The 16,241-nt window shown below is 73.2% G+C and carries 18 protein-coding genes; 10 read left to right on the top strand and 8 right to left on the bottom strand.

Annotated features, from left to right (window positions below; genetic code table 11):
• Nucleotides 1–4: 4 nt before the first annotated feature.
• The 6 genes from HT134_RS44580 to HT134_RS02870 form a co-directional block, all read right to left on the bottom strand.
• The gene (locus tag HT134_RS44580) at nt 5–1,282 is read right to left on the bottom strand and encodes a GNAT family N-acetyltransferase (RefSeq protein ID WP_217707157.1); all 1,278 of its coding nucleotides are present in this window, start codon (nt 1,280–1,282) and stop codon (nt 5–7) included.
• A gap of 62 nt (nt 1,283–1,344) precedes the next feature.
• Nucleotides 1,345–2,025, bottom strand: coding sequence for a FadR/GntR family transcriptional regulator (locus HT134_RS02890; RefSeq protein WP_175598674.1), 681 nt, complete (start codon nt 2,023–2,025; stop codon nt 1,345–1,347).
• A gap of 3 nt (nt 2,026–2,028) precedes the next feature.
• Nucleotides 2,029–3,162: an L-talarate/galactarate dehydratase gene (locus HT134_RS02885; RefSeq protein WP_175598673.1), complete on the bottom strand. Its 1,134-nt coding sequence runs from the start codon at nt 3,160–3,162 to the stop codon at nt 2,029–2,031.
• Nucleotides 3,163–3,204: 42 nt separating this feature from the next.
• Nucleotides 3,205–3,972 carry an SDR family NAD(P)-dependent oxidoreductase gene (locus tag HT134_RS02880; protein ID WP_175598672.1) on the bottom strand — a complete coding sequence of 256 codons (768 nt, stop codon included), beginning with the start codon at nt 3,970–3,972 and terminating at the stop codon, nt 3,205–3,207.
• Between the two features lie 90 nt (nt 3,973–4,062).
• Nucleotides 4,063–5,163, bottom strand: a complete 1,101-nt coding sequence (locus tag HT134_RS02875; RefSeq protein ID WP_175598671.1) for a sialidase family protein — start codon at nt 5,161–5,163, stop codon at nt 4,063–4,065.
• Nucleotides 5,164–5,412: 249 nt separating this feature from the next.
• Nucleotides 5,413–6,309, bottom strand: coding sequence for a LysR family transcriptional regulator (locus HT134_RS02870; protein WP_217707156.1), 897 nt, complete (start codon nt 6,307–6,309; stop codon nt 5,413–5,415).
• Nucleotides 6,310–6,408: 99 nt separating this feature from the next.
• Between HT134_RS02870 and HT134_RS02865 the strand changes: the two genes are divergently transcribed.
• From HT134_RS02865 to HT134_RS02835, 7 genes are all read left to right on the top strand, one after another.
• Nucleotides 6,409–7,233, top strand: coding sequence for an oxidoreductase (locus tag HT134_RS02865; protein WP_175598669.1), 825 nt, complete (start codon nt 6,409–6,411; stop codon nt 7,231–7,233).
• Between the two features lie 133 nt (nt 7,234–7,366).
• Complete coding sequence (locus HT134_RS45190) at nt 7,367–7,777, top strand: hypothetical protein (RefSeq protein ID WP_175598668.1); 411 nt, start codon at nt 7,367–7,369, stop codon at nt 7,775–7,777.
• Nucleotides 7,774–8,997 carry an NRAMP family divalent metal transporter gene (locus HT134_RS02855; RefSeq protein ID WP_175598667.1) on the top strand — a complete coding sequence of 408 codons (1,224 nt, stop codon included), beginning with the start codon at nt 7,774–7,776 and terminating at the stop codon, nt 8,995–8,997. Before HT134_RS45190 ends, HT134_RS02855 begins: the two co-directional genes overlap by 4 nt.
• Nucleotides 8,994–9,770, top strand: a complete 777-nt coding sequence (locus tag HT134_RS02850; RefSeq protein ID WP_175598666.1) for a hypothetical protein — start codon at nt 8,994–8,996, stop codon at nt 9,768–9,770. Before HT134_RS02855 ends, HT134_RS02850 begins: the two co-directional genes overlap by 4 nt.
• A 105-nt stretch (nt 9,771–9,875) precedes the next feature.
• On the top strand, nt 9,876–10,490 hold the full coding sequence (locus HT134_RS02845; protein ID WP_175598665.1) for a hypothetical protein: 615 nt from the start codon (nt 9,876–9,878) through the stop codon (nt 10,488–10,490).
• A gap of 61 nt (nt 10,491–10,551) precedes the next feature.
• A complete protein-coding gene (locus HT134_RS02840) occupies nt 10,552–11,115 on the top strand; it encodes a DUF6328 family protein (protein ID WP_246363523.1) in 564 nt (187 codons plus the stop codon).
• A 234-nt stretch (nt 11,116–11,349) separates the two neighbouring features.
• Nucleotides 11,350–11,718 (top strand): hypothetical protein, encoded by a 369-nt coding sequence (locus HT134_RS02835; RefSeq protein WP_175598664.1) that lies wholly within the window; start codon nt 11,350–11,352, stop codon nt 11,716–11,718.
• A 77-nt stretch (nt 11,719–11,795) separates the two neighbouring features.
• On the opposite strand, the gene HT134_RS02830 is transcribed toward HT134_RS02835, so the two are convergent.
• Nucleotides 11,796–12,212 carry an SRPBCC family protein gene (locus HT134_RS02830; RefSeq protein WP_175598663.1) on the bottom strand — a complete coding sequence of 139 codons (417 nt, stop codon included), beginning with the start codon at nt 12,210–12,212 and terminating at the stop codon, nt 11,796–11,798.
• 92 nt (nt 12,213–12,304) lie between these two features.
• Nucleotides 12,305–13,261 (bottom strand): carbohydrate kinase family protein, encoded by a 957-nt coding sequence (locus HT134_RS02825; protein WP_175598662.1) that lies wholly within the window; start codon nt 13,259–13,261, stop codon nt 12,305–12,307.
• Between the two features lie 203 nt (nt 13,262–13,464).
• Here HT134_RS02825 and HT134_RS02820 point away from each other — a divergent pair, with 203 nt between their 5' ends.
• The 3 genes from HT134_RS02820 to HT134_RS02810 are packed head-to-tail and all read left to right on the top strand — an operon-like array spanning nt 13,465 to nt 16,233.
• Nucleotides 13,465–14,454, top strand: a complete 990-nt coding sequence (locus HT134_RS02820) for a sugar ABC transporter substrate-binding protein (protein ID WP_175598661.1) — start codon at nt 13,465–13,467, stop codon at nt 14,452–14,454.
• Nucleotides 14,455–14,464: 10 nt separating this feature from the next.
• On the top strand, nt 14,465–15,427 hold the full coding sequence (locus HT134_RS02815) for an ABC transporter permease (protein ID WP_246363522.1): 963 nt from the start codon (nt 14,465–14,467) through the stop codon (nt 15,425–15,427).
• Nucleotides 15,424–16,233, top strand: a complete 810-nt coding sequence (locus tag HT134_RS02810; RefSeq protein WP_175598659.1) for an ATP-binding cassette domain-containing protein — start codon at nt 15,424–15,426, stop codon at nt 16,231–16,233. The genes HT134_RS02815 and HT134_RS02810 overlap by 4 nt, the downstream gene beginning before the upstream one ends.
• Nucleotides 16,234–16,241 lie beyond the last annotated feature (8 nt).

Below are 16,241 nucleotides of genomic sequence, written 5' to 3'. Positions count from 1 at the left end.
TCCGTCAGTGTGCGACCGCGAGGAGATGGGCACTGCTGTTGATCATTGACGGGTCCTGCTCGGCGATGCGGGCGCACCGGAGCGCCGCCTCCACGAGCCGGTCGAACTCTCCCTCCCCGGCGGCGTCCAGCGCGGGCCAGGCGGGTCCTTCGACTCCGTAGACCTCCACGTCCGTCAGCCCCGCGCTCTCCAACTCGGCCCGCAGGCCCGCCGCGGTGTGGAAGTGGGTGGGCAGGAAGCCGAGATGCCCGTCGTAGTCGCCGGTGGCGATCAGGTGCTGCACCGCGGAGGCCATCTCCTCGGTGAGCCTCCCGGTGGTGCCGGCCTCCAGGAGCGACAGGTGACGGCTGATGGCGGCGGCCACCACGACGCCTCCCGGGCGCAGCACCCGGCGGGCTTCGGCGAGCGCCCGCGCCCGGTCGGCCGCCTCGGTCAGGTGGTAGAGCGGGCCGAGCAGCAGGACGACGTCCGCGCTCCCGGCCGGGGCACGCAGCCGACGGGCGTCGCCCACTTCGGCGGTGACGCCCGGCAGGGCCGCCGCGGCCTCGACGTGCGCGGGCACCGGGTCGACCAGGTGCACGTCGTAGCCGTCCGCGGCGAGCCATCGCGCGTGCACGCCCGTGCCGCCGCCGACGTCGAGGACGCGCGCCGGAGGCGGCGTCAGGACCCGCCGCAGCAGTTCCTGGGTGCGCCGGAACTCCAGCATGCCGTGCGGTGATCTGGTCAGGCGGGTGCTCTCGGAAGCCCCCGTCGTGTAGTGCTCGACGAGGTCCGTGGCGGTGAGCGGCCGTGTGTAGCGGTCGAAGCCGTCGGCGCCCCGTCCCGCGTGGGCGAATCCGGCCCGTACGGCCACGGCCGCCGAGGCGGTGTTGTCCGGGTCGACCCTGATGACGGCGACGGTGGCGCCGGCCGACGCCGCGTACAGGCAGGCCAGCTCGACGGCCCGGGTGGCGATGCCGCGTCCCCGCCAGCGCGGGTACAGCCCGTAGGCGAGGTTGACCTCCCCGGCGGGCAGGTAGGGCCGGTCGAACTGCACCTCGATCGTCCCGGCCGGCACCGGCGGCGTGCCGGCGCGCACGCCGAACGCGTGGACGGGCCCGCCGGCCCGCCACTGCTCCTCGCACCATCGCAGGTGCGCCTCGACCGTGGCGGGCGTGCCGGGGCCGCCGTTGAGGTGGCGGACCAGCTCGGCGTCCTCGCCCGCCAGGTGCGCCTGCGCGTCGTCCATGGTCAGCGGGGACAGCGTGACGGCGCCGTCGGCCGATCGCAGTTCCCTTCGCATCCGGCGAGTCTCACCGGGCGCCGGGAAGCCGCGCCACCGAATATTCGCGCGCCACCCGACGGTCAGCCGTCTCCGGGTTCCGGCTGGAGCAGGCGGGCGCGGCTGTTGGCCAGGTGGACGCGGGCGGCCGCGCGGGCCGCGTCCGCGTCGCCGCGCGCGATCGCGGCGTAGATGTGCTCGTGCTCCGCCACGATCCCCGCGAACCGGCCGCCCGGGTCCAGCCGCTCCCGCGGGACGACGATCATGGACGGCCCCAGCGAGGAGATCAGGTCGGCGAAGTGATGGTTGCCCGTCGCGAGGGCGACGCGCAGGTGGAAGCGGTAGTCGGCGTTGACCGCCGTGCTCGGGTGCTCCGCCGCGCCCGCGAACGCGTCCAGGGCCTCGCGCAGGTCGGCCAGGTGCGCGTCCGTGCGGCGCCGGGCGGCCAGCGCGGCGGCCTCCACCTCGAACGCCGTCCGGAACTCCAGCAGCCCCGTCACCTCCTCCAGCGTGACCTCCCCCTGGGGGCCGGCCGGGAAGCGGGTGGTGGAGGGGCGGGCGAGGACGAAGGTGCCCCGACCGTGGTGCGTCTCCACCAGGCCCGCCGCTTGCAGCCGGGAGATCGCCTCGCGCACCACGGTCCTGCTCACGCCGTACGTCTCGACCAGGCTGCTCTCGGTCGGCAGCCGCTCGCCGGGGCGCACGACTCCTTCCCTGATGCGCGCCGTCAGGGTGTCGACCAGGCGTTGCGTGCGGCTCGTCATCGGCTACCGGCCGCCGAACTCGCACTGGTCGGTGGTCCAGCGGCGGGCCTGCTCGCTCGGGGTGACGCCGAGACCGGGCCGCGCCGGCACCAGCATGCGGCCGTCGCGGATCTCCAGCCGCTCCTCGAACAGCGGCTCCAGCCACTCGAAGTGCTCCACCCACGGCTCCAGCGCGTACGCGGCGGCGAGGTGCACGTGGATCTCCATGGCGAAGTGCGGGGCCAGCTGGAGCCGGGCGTGCTCGGCCAGGCCGGCCAGGCGCAGGAACGGGGTGATGCCGCCGATGCGCGGCGCGTCGGGCTGGATGACGTCGGCGGCGCCCGCCCGGATGAGCTCGGCGTGCTCGGCGACGCTGGTCAGCATCTCGCCGGTCGCGATCGGGGTGTCGAGCGAGGCGGCCAGGGCCGCGTGGCCGGCGCTGTCGTAGGCGTCCAGCGGTTCCTCGATCCAGACCAGCCCGTACGGCTCCAGCGCCCGGCAGAGCCGCTGCGCGGCAGGACGGTCCCACTGCTGGTTGGCGTCCACCATGAGGGGGACGGCGTCGCCGAGGTGCTCGCGCACGGCGCTCACCCGGGCCAGGTCCACCCGCGCGTCCGGATGCCCGACCTTGAGCTTGATGCCGCCGATGCCGCGCTCCAGGGCGGCGGTGGCGTTGTCGAGGACCTGCTCGACGGGCGCGTGCAGGAATCCGCCGGAGGTGTTGTAGCAGCGCACCGAGTCGCGGTGGGCGCCGAGGAGCTTGGCGAGGGAGAGGCCGGCGCGCCTGGCCTTGAGGTCCCACAGGGCGATGTCGAGGGCGGCGATGGCCTGCGTGGACAGGCCGCTGCGGCCGACGGACGCCCCCGCCCAGACGAGCTTGTCCCACAGGCGGGCGATGTCGCTGGGGTCCTCGCCGAGCAGCTCGGGGGCGATCTCCCGGGCGTGGGCGTACTGCCCGGGGCCGCCGGCGCGCTTGGAGTAGCCGAACCCGAAGCCCTGGTGGCCGCTCTCCGCCCCGATCTCGGCGAACAGGAACGCGATCTCGGTCATCGGCCGCTGCCGCCCGGTCAGCACCTTGGCGTCGCTGACCGGGGTGTCGAGGGGGAGGGTGACGGACGACAGCCGCACCCAGGTGACGCGGTCGGAGGGGGAGGTCATACCCGTCATCGTACAACCTCGCCTGTTGTCATACGAGTATGGCTAGACGGCGGACCACCCGTTGTCGACCGCGAGGATCACGCCGTTGACGTTGGCCGCGGCGGGGGAGGCGAGGAAGACGATCGCCGCGGCCTGCTCGTCCGGGTCGCAGACGCGGCCCGCGTTGGCCAGGTACGACATGACCACCGACGGCCCGAGCGCGTCCTGGTCGACCTCGACCCGGATGTTGGTGGCGGTGCCGCCGGGGGCGACGGCGTTGGCCCGCACGCCCTTGTCCCGGTACATCACGGCCAGCGACTTGGTCAGCCCGGCGATGCCGTGCTTGGACACGGTGTAGGCGGTGCCGGCCGCGCTGCCGCGCAGCGCCGCCTCCGACGCGGTGTTGACGATCGCCCCGGACCCCGAGGCCATGAGGTACGGCAGGCACGCCCGCGTCAGCAGGAACGGCGCGGTCAGGTTGACCCGCAGCACCGTCTCCCACTCCTCGTCGCCGGTGTCGCCGGCCGCGGACATCCGGTCCATGACGCCCGCGTTGTTCACCAGCACGTCGATGCCGCCGAACGCCTCCACCGCCGTCGCCGCCACCCGCTGCACGACCGCCGGATCGCCGAGGTCGCCGACCACGCTGACCGCGGTGCCCCCGGCGGCCTCGACCTCGGCCACCACGGCCCGGGCCCGCTCGCCGTCCAGGTCCGCGATCAGCACGTTCGCCCCCTCGGCCGCGAAGCGCAGAGCCGCCGCGCGGCCGATGCCGGAGCCGGCTCCGGTGACGATGACGCTTCTGCCGCGCAGACCCGTGGCGGTGCTCATGGGGGGCTCCTTCGCTCGACCGGCCGGGCCGTCCCCGGCCGCCGAGGCAATGATCACTCCGCTGGAACGATCTCCACAATGGAGCGGGGCTCACGTCCGCAGCAGATCGGCGATCGGCACCCGCCGGAAGGCGATGGTCTCGTACGGGGAGAACTCGCCCGTCTCGAACAGCAGCCCGACCGTGGCGGCGTCCACGCGCACCAGGTCGGAGTAGGCGGCGGGCAGCCCCGACACCGTGTGCGCGGCGCGCCAGGTGACGCCGTCGTCGTGGCTGACCCGCACGGTCATCACGGCCCGCGCGTCCGGGACGCCCGGGCCGGACAGCAGCAGCACGGAAGGATCGTCCCACGCCAGGACGCTGCACTCCACGACCGGGCAGACCACCCCCGCCTGCGGGCGGAAGGGCCGCTCCAGCGTGCGCCCGCCGTCGGCCGAGTACGCGTCGGCGCGGGTGCCGGGCGCGGCGGAGTCGGTGCGGCAGTTGAGGTAGAGGCGGCCGCCGGGCAGCTCGGCGGCCGTCGTCTCGTTGACGTTGACGTACCCGTCGGGCCGGTCGTCGGCGTACCCGATGCTCCAGGTGCGCCCGCCGTCGTCGCTGAGCAGCGCGTGCCCGCCGTCGTACTTGCCCTCCGTGCCGTTGTCGGTGCCCGCCGGCGGGAGCGAGTGGTCGGCGGGCACCACGATCCGGCCCGCGGCCGGCCCCTGCCGCAGCTCGACGGCGTGACCCGGGCCGGTGGCGTACCAGCGCCACTCCGGCTTCTTGACCGCGGAGGTGATCTCGCGCGGCTCCGACCAGGTCGTCCCGTCGTCCTGGCTCGTCTGGACGTACACGCGGCGCCCGTCGGCGGCGGCGACTTGGCCGCGCCGGATCCGCTCCTCGGTGGCGGAGGCGGCGTTGCGCACGTGGACGAGCACGACCCGGCCGTCGCGCGTGACCACCGGGGCGGGGTTGCCGGCGGTGCCGCCGCGCGGCTCGCGCGCCACGACCTGGAGCGGGCCCCAGGTCGCGCCGCCGTCGGACGAACGCCTGAGCACCAGGTCGATGCGGCCCGCGTCGCCGGCGGAGTCTCGCCGCCCCTCGGCGAAGGCGAGCACCGTGCCCGCCGGGGTCGCCACGGCGGCGGGGATGCGGAAGGTGTGGTAGCCCTCGGTGCCGGCCCGGTACGGCACGGACGTGGGGTAGGCGGGCATCGGCGTCCCTCTCCTGTCGCGGCTGCTCCTCGTGCGGACCCAGCATGATCGCCGCGCCGCGCGGCCTCCGGGTGGCCGCCGGGGAACGCGCGCGTGAACTCCCGCCTGAACTCCTGCCTGAACCACCCGCGCGTGAACCACTCGCGCGTGAATCACTCGCCCGTGAACCACTCGCCCGTGAACCACCCGCGCGAGGACCTCCCGCGCGGAACTCCCGGTGAACCTGCCGCGCGGGGACCCGCGTCCCCGTTATGCGGAAGGGTCGCCCGTCGCCTGGCGGCAGGCCCGCACATAGTCCTGGACCAGCGGCCGCCGGTCGCCGGCGCGCCAGGCCAGCGCCAGCCGGGACGGCGACAGGCCGCGCACCGGCCGGGTCACCACCCCGCCCAGCGTCAGGAGCGGGGCGTTGCCGCTGGCCAGCAGGCAGACGCCGCGGCCGTCCACCAGCGCCTCGTACGTCTCGTCCGTGCCGGCGATCTCGGCGCCGACGCGCACCGGCCGGCCGTCGCGGGCGTCCAGCGCGAGCCAGTGGTCGCGCAGCGGCCCGGCCGCCTCCGGCAGGGCCAGGAACGGCTCGTCCAGCAGCTCGGCGAAGTCGACGACCTCGTGGCCGGCCAGCCGGTGGCCGTCGGGCATCGCCACCAGCCGGGGCTCCTCGGCCACCACGGTCCAGGCGTACCGCTCGGGGGCCGGGAGCGGCAGCCACACGAACGCCACGTCGGCCGCGCCGTCGGCCAGCCCCGCGGTCGGGTCCTCCCAGCCGACCTGCCGCAGCCTGACCGTGGCCTCCGGGTGCAGGGCCGTGAAGCGCGACCGGATCGCCGGCAGCAGCCCGCCCCGTCCGGGACTGGTGCTCATGCCCACGACCAGGGTCGCGCGCTGCTCGCTCCGGGCCCGGACCACCGCCGCCCAGGACTCGTCCCACGCCGCGAGCACCCGGCGGGCGTGCGGCAGCAGCGCCGCCCCCACCGGGGTCAGCCGCACGCCCTGCGGGTCGCGCTCGAACAGCGGCGCGCCGAGCTGCCGCTCCAGCATCCTGATCTGCTTGCTCAGCGCCGGCTGCGACACGAACAGCCGCTCCGCCGCGCGCGTGAAGTGCAGTTCCTCGGCCGTCGTCACGAAATACCGCAGGTCTCGCCCGTGCACGTCCATAACCATGGGTTATCACGGCAGATCTTGGACACGTGCCCCGGCCCCCGGGCAGGGTGGGTCACGGAAAGAGCACCACCCGGAAGGGGAATCGGGATGAACAAGGTCTGGCTGGTCACGGGCGCCGGCAGCGGTTTCGGCCGGGCGATCACCGAGGCGGCCGTCGCCGCCGGGGACGTGGTGGTCGCCACCGCCCGCCGCGTGGCGACCCTGGACGACCTGGTGGCCGCGCACCCCGGGCAGGTCGAGGCGCTGCCCCTGGACGTGACCGATCCGGCCGCGATCGACGCGGCGGTACGCGACGTGGTGGACCGCCACGGGCGGATCGACGTGCTGGTCAACAACGCGGGCCGCAGCCACGTCGGCGCGGCCGAGGAGACCACCGACGCCGAGCTGCGCGGCCTGTTCGAGGTGCACGTGTTCGGCCCCGCCGCGCTGACCCGGGCCGTGCTGCCGCACATGCGCGCCCGCCGTTCCGGCGCGATCGTGCAGTTCAGCAGCATGGGCGGGCAGATGTCGTTCGCCGGCTTCTCGGCCTACAGCGCCACGAAGTTCGCGCTGGAGGGGATGTCGGAGGCGCTCGCGCAGGAGGTCGGCCCGCTGGGGATCAAGGTGCTGATCGTCGAGCCGGGCGCGTTCCGCACCGCACTGTTCGCCAACATCACCACCAGCGAGCCGATCGGCGACTACGACGCCACGGTAGGCCCGACGCGGCGGATGGCCGAGACCGGCGACGGCACGCAGCCCGGCGACCCGGCCAAGGCGGCGGCGGCCGTCCTCGCGGCTCTGGAGGCCGAGGACACCCCGCTGCGCCTGCCGCTGGGCGACGACGCCGTGGACGCCATCGTGGGCCACCTCGACGCCGTCCGCGCCGAGATCGCCGCCTGGGAGAAGGTGAGCCGCGACACCCGTCTTGACTGACCGGCGGGACTATGATCGCGCTCTGCGGGAAGCCTGCCTCCATGACCGATGAGGGGCTGGTGTTGCTCATGGCCTGGGGGCAGTTGTTCGTGCTGCTCGGCGTGCTGACCTACTTCCTGCTGCGCGGGCGGGCATGAGAGCCCTGCTGGCCGCCGTCGCGCTGGTGGTCATGCTCGGCGGATGCGTGAGCCCGGCCTGGGACGACCACGACTACGCGCTCAAGGCGCAGGAGACCACCAAGACGGCGCACTCCGTCGTGGAGATGGCGCGGCTGGCCGTCCAGCACTCCACCGAACTGCACGGGCCGTACCTCAAGACCGTGCTGACCGACGCGGCGGTGGACCTGGGCAACGTCGCCCAGCAGTTCGGCGGCGTGCAGCCGCCCTCCGACGCCTCCGACCAGGTGCGCGACCGCACGCTGGAGAAGGTGCAGCAGGCCGAGGACGAGATCGACGCGCTGCTCATCCAGCTCCGGCGGGGCGGGATCGAGCAGCCTCGGCAGGCGGCGGCGCGGCTGGAGAAGCTGGCGGGGGAGCTGCAGTGAAGAAGGCGTTCGCCGTCACGCTCGGCATCCTCACCGCCTTCGGCGGCTTCGTCGACATCGGCGACCTCGTGGCCAACTCGCTGGTGGGCGCGCGGTTCGGCATGTCGCTGGCCTGGGTGGTCGTCGTCGGGGTCGTCGGGATCTGCCTGTTCGCCGAGATGTCCGGCCGCATCGCCGCCACCTCGCAACGCCCCGTCTTCGACCTCGTCCGGGAGCGGCTGGGGCCCAGGGCCGGTGTGGTCAACCTCTCGGCGTCGTTCTTCGTCAGCCTGCTCACGCTCGCCGCCGAGGTCGGCGGCGCGTCGCTCGCCCTGGAGCTGGCCACCGGCGTCAACTACCTGCTGTGGGTGCCGGGCGTGGCGTTCGTGGCCTGGCTGGTGATGTGGCGGGTCAAGTTCGAGAACATGGAGCGCATCTTCGGGCTCCTCGGGCTGGTGCTGGTGGTGTTCGCGGTCGCGCTGTGGGCGCTCGGGCCCGACTGGGGAGAGCTGGCGGGCCAGCTCACCTCCCCGCCGCAGGCCGAGGGCGCGCCGACCTACTGGTACTACGCCGTGGCCCTGCTCGGCGGGGCGATGACGCCGTACGAGGTGTTCTTCTTCTCCTCCGGCGGCGTGGAGGAGAAGTGGACCCGCCAGGACCTCGTGGTCGCGCGGGCCAACGTGTTCGTCGGCTTCCCCCTCGGCGGCCTGCTGTCGCTGGCCATCGCGGCCTGCGCGGCCACCGTCTTCCTGCCGGTGCAGGCCCAGGTCGAGTCGCTGGCGCAGATGGTGCTGCCGGTCGGGCTGGGCCTGGGGAAGATCGGGCTCGCGCTGGTCATCCTCGGCGTGTTCGCGGCCACGTTCGGCGCCACCCTGGAGACCGCGCTGTCGTGCGGCTACACGCTCAGCCAGTACTTCGGCTGGCAATGGGGCAAGCTGGTGCGGCCCGTCGAGGCCGCCCGGTTCCACACGGTGCTGCTGGTGACGGTCGTCCTGGCCGCCGCGCTCATCCTCACCACCGTCGACCCGGTCATGGTCACGGAGTACTCGCTGGTGTTCTCGGCCGCGGCGCTGCCGCTGACGTACCTGCCCGTCCTGATGATCGCCAACGACCCGGACTACATGGGCGACCACGTCAACGGCAGGTTCACCAACGCGCTGGGCACCTTCTACATGGTGCTCCTCTCGGTGGTCGCCGTGGCGGCGATCCCGCTGATGATCGCGACGAAGGCGGGGCAATGAGAGCCAGAGAGATCCACGCCGCGCTGCACCTGCTCGACCGGCAGGTGGTGCGCGCCTCCACCGGCAAGCTCGTGTGCAAGGTGGACGACCTGGAGCTGACCGGCGACCCGCCCTACGTGACGGCCATCCTGGCCGGTCCGCTGGCGCTCGGCCCCCGCATCGGCGGCGTGCCGGGCCGGCTCATGGTCGCCGTCGCGAAGCTGCTCAGCCCGCAGGAGGACCCGCGGCCGTGGCGCATCCCCATGCACCTGCTCACCGAGCTCGGCAGCGCCGTCGAGGTGGGCGGCGATCCGGAGGAGCCCGCGCTGGAGACCTGGACCAGGCGGAACATCATCGCCAGGATCCCCGGCAGCGGCCAGGAGGAGGAGTCACGGGAGCGGCCCGTCAGCCACGAACGGCATCCGGCCGCGCGGCTCGGGGCGTACCTCGACAAGCCGGTGCTCGACGCGCAGGGCACGCGCGTCGGGAACGTGGCCGACGTCCGGCTGCGCCAGGACGGGCCGCTGCTGATGGAGGTGCAGCAGGCGTTCACCGTCGCCGAACTGATCGTGGTGCCCCACTGGCACTCCCGCCTGTTCGGCTACGAGCGCGGCCCGGGTGGCCGGGCCCCGAAGCTGGTCAGCGCCCTCGTGCGCGGCCGGTTCGCCGCCGCCCGGCTGGTGAGCCGGGACCAGGTGGAGTCCTTCGGTCCGGACGGGTTCCGGCTGAACGTCCCGGCCTCCCGGCTGGCTCCGCTCACCGACCTGTACGAGCCCGACCCCCGCCACCGATAGCCTCACCAACTCTTGGGCCCCCCGAGGGCACCGGCCGGTCGACCGGGTCCGGCGCCCGCTCCTAGCGTGGGACCTACGGGGACAACCCGGAGAGGGGAGGCGGCGATGTTCGTCCAGGTCTTCCAGGGGCCGGTGGCCGACACGGGCGAGGCGCGCGAGGCGCTCGACCGGTGGGCGCGCGAGCTGGCGCCCGGTTCGTACGGCTGGCTCGGCACGACCGCCGGCGTGACCGAGGGCGGCACGCTGGTGGCCGTGGCCCGCTTCGAGTCGCGGGAGGAGGCGCGGCGCAACTCCGACCGGCCCGAGCAGACCCAGTGGTGGATGGAGACGGCCAAGCTGTTCGCCGGCGAGGTGACCTTCCACGACTGCGACCAGGTGGACGTGTACCTGCGCGGAGGGTCCGACTCGGCGGGGTTCGTCCAGGTGATCGAGGGCCGGGTCGGCGACCCGGCGCGCGTGCGGGAACTGCTGCGCCGCTGCGAGCCCGACCTCGCCGGGTTCCGGCCCGACCTCATCGGCGGCCTGGCGGCCGTGTCGCCCGACGGGGACTACGTCGAGACCGCGTACTTCACCTCCGAGGGGGAGGCCCGGATGGGCGAGCGCGCGGAGCCGCCGGCCCGGCTGCGCGAGGAGTTCGAGGAGCTGATGAGCCTGTTCGAGCTCTCACCCGTCTACCACGACCTGCGCGACCCCTGGCTCTACTCCCCGGGGCCGCGGTAAGGCGGCCCCCGAGGCCCGCCACGGTGATCGGCCCGGACGCGTACCGAACGAGGTTTCGACCATGAGCACCCGGAAAGTCGTACCGCGTCGGATCGGCATCGCAGGCGGAAGGGCGGCCCAGGTGGACCAGGGGTTGAAGCGGAGGAACGAGACGGAGAGCGCGCGCGCCGACCGCAACTTCGTCGAGCTGCTGCAGGGCGCCCGCGTGGCGGTCACCGGGGTTCAGGTGCTGTTCGCGTTCCTGCTCACGGTGCCGTTCTCGCCCGGCTTCGACCGGCTGGGCGAGGGCGACCGGCGGCTGTTCTACGTCGCGCTGGTCAGCGCGGCCCTCGCCTCCATCTGCTATATCGCGCCGGCGACCCAGCACCGCGTGCTGTTCCGGCAGGGGCTGAAGGAGACGCTGGTACGGCGCTCCAACAGGTACGGCATCGCGGGGGCGCTCGCGCTGGCCGTGTCGATGACCGCGGCCACCATGCTGGTGGTGGACTTCCTGTTCCACAACGCGATCGCGATGATCACGGCGGGGATCGTGGCGCTGGTGGCCGCGTGGGCGTGGTTCGGACAGCCGGCGCTCGACCGCAACCGGGCGCCGGAGGACGGCGGCGGCGCCGACAGCCCGAGCTGACGTGTCCTCCATGGGCGTGCCGGGGGTGACGAACGGTCCCCGGCACCGTATAAGGGGGAGGACGCGTTTCGCCCGCCCGCCGAAGGGCCGGCGGCGAGACGAGCCGAGGGCGGTCTCGCCGCCGCGCACCGGGCCGGCGCGGCGGCGGCCCCCAGCCCCCGCGCATGCCGTACGGGATGCGGGGTAACGGACCCGGGAAGGCATGTCACCAGGGGAAACTCATCGGGGGGAATCGTGGCAGAGCAGGACCGGCCCGTCGAGGGCGAGCACAAGTACCAGCAGCACATCGGCTCGCCGGACGAGCATGAGGAGCGGCCCGGACGCAGCCTCATCACCACCGACCACGACGTGATCCGCCAGTGGGCCGAGCACCGCAAGGCTCGTCCCGCCACGGTGCCGGGCACGGAGCACGAGGGACGCGCCGGCGTGCTCAGGTTCGACTTCCCCGGCTACGGCGGCCAGGACCTCCAGGAGATCTCCTGGGACGACTGGTTCGAGACGTTCGACGCGCGCAAGCTGAACTTCATCTACCAGGAGCACACGAAGGACGGGAAGGAGAGCAACTTCTTCCGCCTGGAGAACCCGGACCGCGAGGACGCCTGACCCGCACGGGGTCGCGCGACGCCTGACCCGCAGGAGGTCGTGCGCGCCTGACCCGCACGGGGTCGCGCGGGCGCCGGTCAGGAGCGCCGCGCGACCTCGCCGGCCAGCCGGTCCAACGACTCGTCGAGCATGGAGCGCACCTGCTCGCCGCGCTCCCGCGCCGTCCCGTCCTCGGGCTCGTCGAGCAGCGAGATGTGCACGGTCACCTCGCTCGCCCCGTCGGCGCGGTCGGCCACCTGGAGCCAGCCCGCGTACTCGGGGTGGTCGCGACCGCCCCACTCCACGCGCAGCTGGTCGCGCGACGCCCCGAACAGGCCCTCGTGCTCCCCGCCGCCCGGCACCACGTCGCCCGCGGCCTCGACGACGCCCTCGCCGCCGCCGCGCACGTGCAGCCCGTGCGGGAGCCACCGGTTGACGAGGTCCACGTCGGAGGCCACCTCGAACACCGTCGCGCTGTCCGCGGGCATCTCTCTTGTCGCTTCGTACTCGGCCATCCCCCTCACCTCCGGCCCGGCTCTACCCACCGCCGCCGCAGGCAAACGATCATTCCCGTGCCGTTGAGCGCCCGCGCTTGCGGGCCCGGCCTCTACGCGCTGGCCCGGTCGTCCAGGTCGCGCGCCCACGGCGGGTTGGCGCCAGCGACCGCGCAGGTCAGCGCCGCCACCCGGGCGGCGAACGCGGCGGCGTCCACGGCGGTCGCCAGGTCCAGCCCGTCCAGCCGCCCGCCCAGCAGGCCGCGCCGGTCGAGCCGGTGCAGCAGCCCGGCGGTGAACGCGTCGCCCGCGCCGACCGTGTCGACGACCGTCACGCGGGGCGCCGCGACCTCGGCCCGCTCGCCGTTCAGCGAGACGAGGGCGCCGGCCCCGCCCCGGGTGACGATGACCAGCGGCGCCCCGGCGGCGTGCCAGAGGTCGCAGACCCGCTCCACCGGCTCGTCCGGGGCGAGGAAGGCGAGGTCGTCCTCGCTGAGCCTGAGGATGTCGGCGAAGGCGCACCAGCGCGTCACGTCGTAGGCGACGCGCGGCGCCAGGCTGGGCCGTACGTTCGGGTCGATCGACACCGTCGCGCCCCGCGCGGCGGCGGCGGCGAACGCCTCGACCGCGTCCCGGCCCGGCTCCCTGACCAGCGCCAGCGAGCCGGTGTGCAGGCACGACGCCCCGCCCAGGTCGCGGGAGGCCAGCTCGGCGGCCGTCCACGCCCAGTCGGCGGCGCCCTCGGCGTGGAAGCCGTAGGCGGCCTGCCCGCGCTCGTCGAGCGAGGCGACCGCGAGCGTGCTGGGCTCGGCCGCCTCGACGCACGCCGACAGGTCGACGCCCGAGGAGGCGAGCCGGTCGCGGAACAGCCGGCCGAACACGTCGCCCGACAGCCGCCCCAGGAACCTCGTGGGCGTGCCGAGGCGGGCCAGCGCCACGGCCGTGTTGGCGGGGCCGCCGCCCGCGTGCACCCGCAGCGTCAGCTCGCCGGCCGGCCCGCCGGACCCGGCTCGCGAGGAGGCGGGTTCGGCGAAGGCGTCGGCCACGCACTCGCCGAGGACAGCGATCATCGGTTCTCCCTTTCCGCCCTCTTGCCCGACGGCCGGGTCTCCCCCTGTTGCCGATTCGTTACGGGGCGAAAGCATTGACGTTTCCAGGCCCGGAGTTCATCATCACAACACGGCGCATGTCAACGATGACATGTGTCAACGATGACATCGTGTTCTCCCTGATAGTACGATTAAATCCGAGACCACTCTGTTAGGAAGCCACCATGAATGCAAGGCTCTCGGCCGGTCTCCTGGCTGTCGCTCTGCTGGCAGCCGGATGCGGCGGCAACAGTGGAGGCGGCGGCGGGCAGGCCGGCGCCGCGAAGGTCGGGCTCATCACGAAGACCGAGACCAACCCGTTCTTCGTGAAGATGAAGGAAGGGGCCGAGAAGGCGGCCAAGGCCGACGGCATGGAGCTCATGACGGCGGCCGGCAAGTTCGACGGCGACAACGCCACCCAGATCACCGCCATCGAGAACATGGTGGCCGCCGGGGTCAAGGGCATCCTCATCACCCCCAGCGACACCAAGGCCATCGTCCCCGCGATCAAGAAGGCCCGCGACGCCGGCGTCGTCGTCATCGCGCTCGACACGCCGACCGAGCCGCAGGACGCCACCGACGCCCTGTTCGCCACCGACAACTTCAAGGCCGGCGAGCTGATCGGCCAGTACGCCAAGGCGGTGATGGCCGGCAAGCCCGCCAAGATCGCCACCCTGGACCTGGCCCCCGGCATCACGGTCGGCAAGCTCCGCCACGACGGCTTCCTCAAGGGCTTCGGCATCGCCGAGGGCGACCCGCAGATCGTCTGCTCGCAGGACACCCGCGGCGACCAGTCCAAGGGCCAGACCGCGATGGAGAACTGCCTGCAGAAGGCGCCCGACATCAACGTCGTCTACACCATCAACGAGCCCGCCGCGCTCGGCGCCCACACCGCGCTCAAGGCCGACGGCAAGGACAAGAACGTGCTCGTCGTCTCCGTCGACGGCGGCTGCACCGGCGTCAAGGCCGTCCAGGCCGGCCAGATCGCGGCCACCTCGCAGCAGTACCCGCTGAAGATGGCCGAGCAGGGCGTCAACGCGGTCGCCGAGTATGCCAAGAGCGGCAAGAAGCCCTCCGGCTACACCGACACCGGTGTCACGCTGATCACCGACAAGGCGGCCCCCGGCGTCGACGCCAAGGACACCGCCTTCGGCCTGGCGAACTGCTGGGGCTGACATGGCCGTCATGCAGGCGACGCTCCCGCGCCGCATCCTGACCACGCCGACCGCGGGGCCGCTGGCGGCGCTGGTGCTGGCGTGCGTGTTCTTCGCGTTCAAGAGCGACCAGTTCCTGACCGGCGGGAACTTCTCGCTGATCATCCAGCAGGTGATGGTCGTCGGCACGCTGGCCATCGGGCAGACCCTCATCATCCTGACCGCGGGCATCGACCTGTCCAACGGCGCCATCATGGCGTTCGGCGGGATCGTGATGACCAAGCTGGCCGTGGAGAACGGCCTGCCGCCGCTGCTGGCCATCGCGGCCGGCCTGGCCGTCTGCGCGTTCTTCGGCCTGGCCAACGGCCTGCTGGTGATGAAGATCAACCTGCCGCCGTTCATCGTCACGCTCGGCATGCTGAACGTGGTGTTCGCGCTGACCCATATCTACTCGCAGGACCAGACGGTGACGAACCTGCCGCCGGAGATGACGTTCCTGGGGCAGACCTTCCGGGTCGGCGGCACCAACGTCACCTACGGCTCGCTGCTCACCATCCTGCTGTTCCTGCTGTTCGCGTACCTGCTGGGCTACACCGCGTGGGGCCGGCACGTGTACGCGCTGGGCAACAGCCCCGAGGTGGCCCGGCTCACCGGCATCCGCACCGGCCGGCTCATCGTGGGCGTCTACGCCCTGGCCGGGCTCGTGTACGGCCTCGCGGCGCTGCTGCTGGTCTCGCGGACCGGCGTCGGCGACCCGCAGGCCGGCCAGACCGACAACCTCGACAGCATCACCGCGGTCGTCCTCGGCGGCACGAGCCTGTTCGGCGGGCGCGGCACCGTGCTCGGCACGCTGATCGGCGCCCTCATCGTGGGGGTCTTCCGCAACGGCCTCCAGCTCATGGGCGTACCGTCGATCTATCAGACACTCATCACCGGCATCCTGGTGATCCTCGCCGTCACCGTCGACCAGCTCTCCCGCAGGAGGACCCGATGACACCCGTGCTCCAGGCGCGCGGCCTGGTCAAGCGTTACGGCCACGTGACGGCGCTCGACGGCGCCGACTTCGACCTCATGCCCGGCGAGGTGCTCGCGGTCATCGGCGACAACGGCGCCGGCAAGACCAGCCTCATCAAGGCGCTGACCGGCGCCCTGCAGCCGGACCAGGGGGAGATCCTCCTGGACGGCAAGCCGGTGCGCTTCCGCGACCCGCTGGAGGCGCGCAGGCACGGCATCGAGACCGTCTACCAGGATCTCGCGGTCGCCGCCTCGCTCGACATCGCGACCAACATGTTCCTCGGCCGCGAGGTGCGCAAGCGCGGGCCGCTCGGCACGGTGTTCCGCATGCTCGACAAGAAGCGCATGCGCGAGGAGTCGGCCCGGCACATGGAGGACCTCAAGATCGGGCTGCGTTCCCTGACCCAGCCGGTCGAGTCGCTGTCCGGCGGCCAGCGGCAGGGCGTCGCCGTCGCCCGCGCGGTGGCCTGGGCCTCGAACGTCGTCGTCATGGACGAGCCCACCGCCGCGCTCGGTGTCAAGGAGTCGGGCCAGGTGCTGGACATGATCCGGCGGGTCCGCGACCGCGGCACCCCCGTCGTCCTCATCAGCCACAACATGCCGCACGTCTTCGAGATCGCCGACCGCATCCACGTCCAGCGGCTCGGCCGCCGCGTCGCCCAGCTGAAGCCGGCCGACCACAACATGGCCGAGGTCGTGGCCATCATGACCGGGGCGATGACCGTCACGGACGGCAAGGCCGTGGTCGCGGACAAGGGCGCCGCGGAGGCCATCGGCCTGTCCTGACGCCACTA

This window comes from Nonomuraea rhodomycinica (assembly GCF_013363995.1).
In the GTDB taxonomy this organism is placed as follows: Bacteria; Actinomycetota; Actinomycetes; order Streptosporangiales; family Streptosporangiaceae; genus Nonomuraea; species Nonomuraea rhodomycinica.
This window is presented reverse-complemented; position numbering and strand designations above follow the sequence as displayed.